Genomic DNA, 5,472 nt, shown 5'->3' on the forward strand with positions numbered 1-5,472 from the left:
AGTGATGAACCAGCCCACGAAGTTGCTCAGAGGGATGCTCCGATAGCGGCCAGCCCGAACCCAGCTCCAATAGCCCTCGCCGACCATCTGCGGGTCGAGGAAGAGGTCCCACGCAGTCATCGCTGCACTGCCGAGGGCAATCCGTCGACCGGGTGTCGAGTGTTCACCGAGCGCGGCATGTGCCGCCTCGCGCGACGGCAACGACATCGCGAACCACGCCAGCGGCACGATGGCCGGGACGTGTGCCACCTGCGGTTGGAGTGCGTTGGTGTAGCCGTACTGCCCAAATGGCAAGCCGGTCTGTGTGCCGATCCGCTCGACAGCTGTGGTGGCGACGGCAGTGATCGCAGCTGCTGCACCGGCGCGTCGACCACCCCAGGTCCGCGCGGCGTTCGCCGTGGTGTTGACGAATATGCCGGTCACGACCACCGACGACAAGATCTTGCGAGCGAGGCCGCGCTGCGCCAGCAGTGGCGTGGCGATCATCCCGGCCACTGTTGCGAGCCCTGCAATCGCGCCGATCCGATCGACCGGCTTCATCTGCACCCAACCAATAAGCACCCCGCCACAAGCGCGCCAGAGATTTGCGTGAGCGATTGCGGCAACGGACGCAGGAATCGCTCACACAAAAAGCGCGCCAGAGTTTTGTGTGAGCGATTGCGGCAACCGACGCTGGAATCGCTCACACAAACGCCAGAAACAGCGGAAACAGGGCTCACTTGCATCACCGGAGCATCTTGGCGATCATGGCCGCCTTCTCGGCGGTCGAGATGCTCGCTCGGGACGTAAACACGTCGTACTCGTTCGCTTCGATCTTGCCCAGAATCCGGGAGTACAGGGTATTCGCAGCCTGCACGCACTTGGCGGATCGGTCCGGCAGCATCGCAATGCCGACGTCGGACGATCGGTACAGCTCACGGCAGCGATTGATTTCAAACTTCATCAGCGCAATGAACTCGGGCGACATTGTGCGGTCCTTGAGATCGACGCCGAACCGGCGGCTGTCTTCGAGCGGCACGTACTGGCGGCCGCGATCGAGGTCCTCGTCGATGTCGCGCAGGAAGTTCGTGAGCTGGAACGCATTGCCGAGGTCGCGGGCATGCGGCAGCGCCGTCTCGTAGTCGGTGGGCTCGAGGATCGGGAGCATCATTTCGCCGATGACCGCCGCCGAGCCGTCCATGTAGACGAGCAGGTCATCCCACGTTTCGTAGGACTCGATGGTGAGGTCCATCGTCATGGAACTGAGGAAGCGTCGGAACGCTGTCGTGTCGATGTCGAAGGCCCGGACCGTGTGCACGACGGCTTTCAGTACGGGATCGTCCGATCGACCGACTTCGAGGTCGGCAAAGAACCGGTCACCGAAGTCTTTGAGGGCGGCGGCGCGGACCTCGGTCGGGACGTCGCGGCCTCCCTGCGAGGGAATCTCGTCCACGATGTCATCGGCATACCGAGCGAACGCGTAGAGCGCATGGACGTGGTGCTGTTTGATCTTCGGCAACACCTTCGTCGACCAGTAGTAGGTCGTGCCGTGGCGCTTGTTGAAGTCGCGGCACAACTCATAGCTCTCGTCGAGCGTGACGGGCCCGGTCGGCAGCAGATGCGTCGTCGGAACTGGTGGTGTTCGCTGGAACGGATTGCGCATCAGAACAAGAGCGTAGAAGTTGCGAAAGGGGTCTGACCCCATCCGCAACTATTTGCGTTTGGCGTACTCGTCGACGCGCTCGGCTGCGAGCTTGCCGGAGACGAGGACCATGGGGACGCCGACGCCCGGCAGCGTGGAGCTACCAACGAAGACGAGGCCGGGGATTTTCTTGGTGACGTTGTTCGGTCGAAATGGCCCAGTCTGAAAGAACGTGTGGGCCAGTGCGAAGGGCGTGCCCTGTTCCATGCCCATGCGTTCCCAATCCTGCGGGTCGTAGACCTCTTCCAGCACGACGTCGGTCGGGTAGCCGAGGCTCGCGACCTTGGTCTGCAGTGATTCGACGATCGTGTCGCGCTCTTTTGACCAGTCGATGTTGCCGCTCAGGTTTGGCGTCGGTTCGAGCACGTACAGGTTGTTATGGCCGGGAGGAGCGAGCGTTGGATCATCGAGCGAGTGCAAGGTGACGAGGATCGAGGGGTCGGGCATGCGAATACCATCTTCGATGAGTGCTTTGAACGATCCGTTCCAGTCGTCACCAAAGTGGATGTTGTGGTGTGCTGCGTCGGCGGGAAGCTCGCCCTTGACGCCAGCGATCCAGAGCAGACATGACGGGCTGTACTTGCCGTTCTGCGCCTTCTTCGGAACGTCGACGCCGTCAAGTAACTCGCGATACGCGACCGGAAGATCGGGGTTACACACAACTGCATCGGCTTCGAGTAGTTCGCCACCCTCGGCGCCGGGTTCGCCGAGTTGCACGCCACGCACCGACCCGTCCGCGAATCGGACGATCTGGTTGACGGGGGCCTCGTAGCGAATAGTCACGCCAGCCTTTTCGACCGCCTCGGCCAAGCCGACCGCCATCATGTGCATGCCACCCTCGGGCACGAAGACGCCCTCGACGGCGTCCATGTAGGTGATGACGGCATAGATCGCCAACGCCTCGTACGGCGCGAGGCCGGCATACATCGACTGGAAGCTGAAAATTTGCTGCAGCCGTGGGTCGTCGAAGAACGAGGCCACCTTCTTGTCGAGCTTGCCGAAGCCACCGAGCTTCAGGATCTTCAGTCCGTCACGCCACGGCTTGATCAGATCGAGCGGCGAGTCGAGGTTCGTGTCAATGTACGACCGCATCTCGGCGGTGTAGAGCTTCTTCAGCCAGTCGGAGAAGTCACCGAACGCAGCGGCCTCCTTGTCGCCGGCGAAACGTGCGATCTCTTCGGTCATGGCCTCGCGACCGTGCTTGACGAACAGCGTCGACCCATCTGCGTAGCAGGCGCGGTACATGGGGTCGACCGGCTTGATTGTGACGTGGTCGGCCATGTTCGCGCCGGCAGCCTGAAAGGCTTCTTCGAGCAGATCGGGCATTGTGAGCACGGTCGGCCCGTTGTCGAGCCGGAAGCCGTCTCGGATAACCATGCCAGCGCGGCCACCGGGCATGGACTCGCGCTCGACGATAGTGACGTCGTGCCCGGCCTTGCTGAGATGAGCTGCGGCGGAGAGGCCGCCGAGGCCTGCGCCGATGACGACAACGTTCACAGGGTCACATCCATGGTGAGATCTTTCTCTAACTTGTTCATTTTCAAACCGTGCGCTGCGCGACGAATTCGGCGAGGGCTATCAGCTCAGTCTTGGCGACGGCAGTGATCGGTGCTGCGTCGAGCGACGTGACAGCGGACTCAGTGAGCTCGCTGATGTGCTGTTCCAATTCGGCCAGGCCGCCGGTGTCGACGATCACCTGCTGAATCGACGCGACCGTCTCGGGGCTCATACCGGGATCGCCGACGAGCTCGAGAACCTTGCGCTGTGCGTCGGTTGCCGAGCGAGTGGCCCGGGCGAGCAGCGGCGTCGGCTTCCCCTCGAGGAGGTCGCCGCCGACCGGCTTGCCGGTGACTGCTTCGTCGCCGAACGCACCCATGATGTCGTCGCGCATCTGGAATGCGTCGCCGAGTGGGAGGCCGTAGGCGGACAGGTGGGGGAGTAGTTCGGCGGCGCGTTCAGGCGCAGCGAGGACGGCGCCAAGATGGAGGGGGCGCTCAATCGTGTACTTGCCCGACTTGTACCGACAGATCCGTTCGGATGCGGCCAGATCACGTGTCCTGCTCACGCCGCCCAGAATGTCGAGGTACTGCCCGATGTTCAGCTCGATCCGTAGCTCGTTCCAGATGCCGATGGCGGCAGGCGATGCAGCTGCGAGGAGCTGGTCGGCGTAGACGAAGGCAAGGTCGCCGACGAGGATTGCCACGCCTTCACCGAATCGACGTGACTCACCGGCCCAGCCCTGCTCGGCGTGCTCGTCGGCTGCGACCATGTGGGCAGTCCGCTGCCCGCGGCGCGAATCGGCATCGTCCATGACGTCGTCGTGGAACAGTGCACAGGCGTGCATGAGTTCGAACGCGGCGCCGGCGTCGACGTCGATTTGATCGTCAGCGCCGCCACCCGCACCGACAAATCCCCAGTGGCAGAACGCTGGCCGGAGCCGCTTGCCGCCGGAGAGTACCAAGCGGCGGATCTCGTCGATCGGCTGCGCAAGTGCAGGCTCGAGTTCGACCCAGCGGGCCCGCTCGGTTGCCAGGAATTCATCCAGTCGGCCCGTGACGCGTGTCGCCACTTCGAGCAGTGAGGCGGGAGCACTCGGCATCGGGTCAAGGGTACTGGCGACGGGGATTGACCTGCCGAGTAGCGGTCACACTGTGCCTGGCACAGTGTGACCGGTGTGGCCGATCACTTGTCGAGGTCGGCGGTGACCTGTTCAATCTTGATCTGTGCATTGGAGATCTTCTCGCGACAGAGCGTGATCAGCTCGCTGGCCCGCGCGACTCGGTCGGCCAGGTGGTCGACGTCAACGTCGGAGCCTTCGAGTTCGCGCAAGATCGTGTCGAGTTCGTCGAGTGCTGCGGCGTAGCCGGGCTGTTCGGTGGCATCAGGCATCAGTGTCGTCTTTCAGGTGCGTGGCGGTGACGGTACTCGTGACGGTGCCGTCGGCGAGTGTGGTGATGAGGACGTCGTCGACGCCGAGGTCTGCGGTCGAGCGAACCAGGCCGCCCAATGCGTTGTGGGTCATTGTCCACCCGCGAGCGAGTTGCAGGGTGGGATCAAGTGCGCCGACGCGAGCGGCGAGCACGTCGAGCCGTTGCGTCGAACGAGCGAGCAGATCGGTGGGCCGTTCGAGGAGGCGGGCCGATGCACGGTCGAGGCGTTCGATCGACCTGCCGAGTGCGGCCGGGCCGCTTCGAGCCAGGCGATCGACACGCATCTTCAACCGTTCGTCGGACCGTTCGACAGCGGCGTGCGTGCGCCGGGCAATGCGATGTGCTGCTTCAGACAGGTCATTCGTGGCGTCGTTGAGTGCGATCTCGCTGCGTTGGACGATCGAAGCAAAGGCCTGCTCGGTCTCGCCGATGTAGCGCTGGGTGCGCTCGATCAGCGCACCGGCACAGGCCGTCGGTGTTTTCAGGGCAGTGTGCGCCACCTCGTCGGCGACACTCCGGTCGACCTCGTGGCCCAATCCGGTCAACACTGGGACTGGGCAGGCAGCGATCGTTCGAGCGATCTTCTCGGAGTCAAAGACAGCAAGTTCGTTGCGTGCGCCACCGCCGCGGATGACGACGATTGCATCGAGGTCGTGGCGCAGCGCGAACCGAGCAATAGCCGCGTTGACCATGTTTTCGGCCATGTCGCCCTGGACCCGCACGTCGGCGACGCTGAGCTGAAAGCCGATCCCGCTGCGTTCGAGTTCGTCGCGGAAGTCGTGCCACGCAGCCGTGCCGACGCTGGCGACGACACCGACCCGCAACGGCACTGGCGACACCCGAACTCGACGGTTGGTGTCG

General features: G+C 63.6%; 6 protein-coding genes. All 6 read right to left on the reverse strand.

Annotation, left to right across the window (positions count from 1 at the left end; translation table 11 throughout):
- Positions 1-540, reverse strand: a 540-nt coding sequence (locus tag ACH2EI_RS14670; RefSeq protein WP_395160569.1) for a carotenoid biosynthesis protein, incomplete at its 3' end; no start/stop codon positions are given.
- 184 nt (positions 541-724) lie between these two features.
- Positions 725-1,642: a phytoene/squalene synthase family protein gene (locus tag ACH2EI_RS14675; RefSeq protein ID WP_395153292.1), complete on the reverse strand. Its 918-nt coding sequence runs from the start codon at positions 1,640-1,642 to the stop codon at positions 725-727.
- A gap of 48 nt (positions 1,643-1,690) precedes the next feature.
- Complete coding sequence (gene crtI, locus ACH2EI_RS14680; protein ID WP_395153291.1) at positions 1,691-3,178, reverse strand: phytoene desaturase family protein; 1,488 nt, start codon at positions 3,176-3,178, stop codon at positions 1,691-1,693.
- Between the two features lie 43 nt (positions 3,179-3,221).
- Positions 3,222-4,280 carry a polyprenyl synthetase family protein gene (locus ACH2EI_RS14685; protein WP_395160571.1) on the reverse strand — a complete coding sequence of 353 codons (1,059 nt, stop codon included), beginning with the start codon at positions 4,278-4,280 and terminating at the stop codon, positions 3,222-3,224.
- Positions 4,281-4,363: 83 nt separating this feature from the next.
- Positions 4,364-4,570, reverse strand: coding sequence for an exodeoxyribonuclease VII small subunit (gene xseB, locus ACH2EI_RS14690; RefSeq protein WP_395153289.1), 207 nt, complete (start codon positions 4,568-4,570; stop codon positions 4,364-4,366).
- On the reverse strand, positions 4,563-5,472 hold a 910-nt coding region (xseA, locus tag ACH2EI_RS14695), incomplete at its 5' end, for an exodeoxyribonuclease VII large subunit (protein ID WP_395160573.1). The genes xseA and xseB, both read right to left, overlap by 8 nt.

Origin of the sequence: Ilumatobacter sp., from assembly GCF_041688325.1 — a bacterium.
Taxonomy (GTDB): Bacteria; Actinomycetota; Acidimicrobiia; order Acidimicrobiales; family Ilumatobacteraceae; genus Ilumatobacter_A.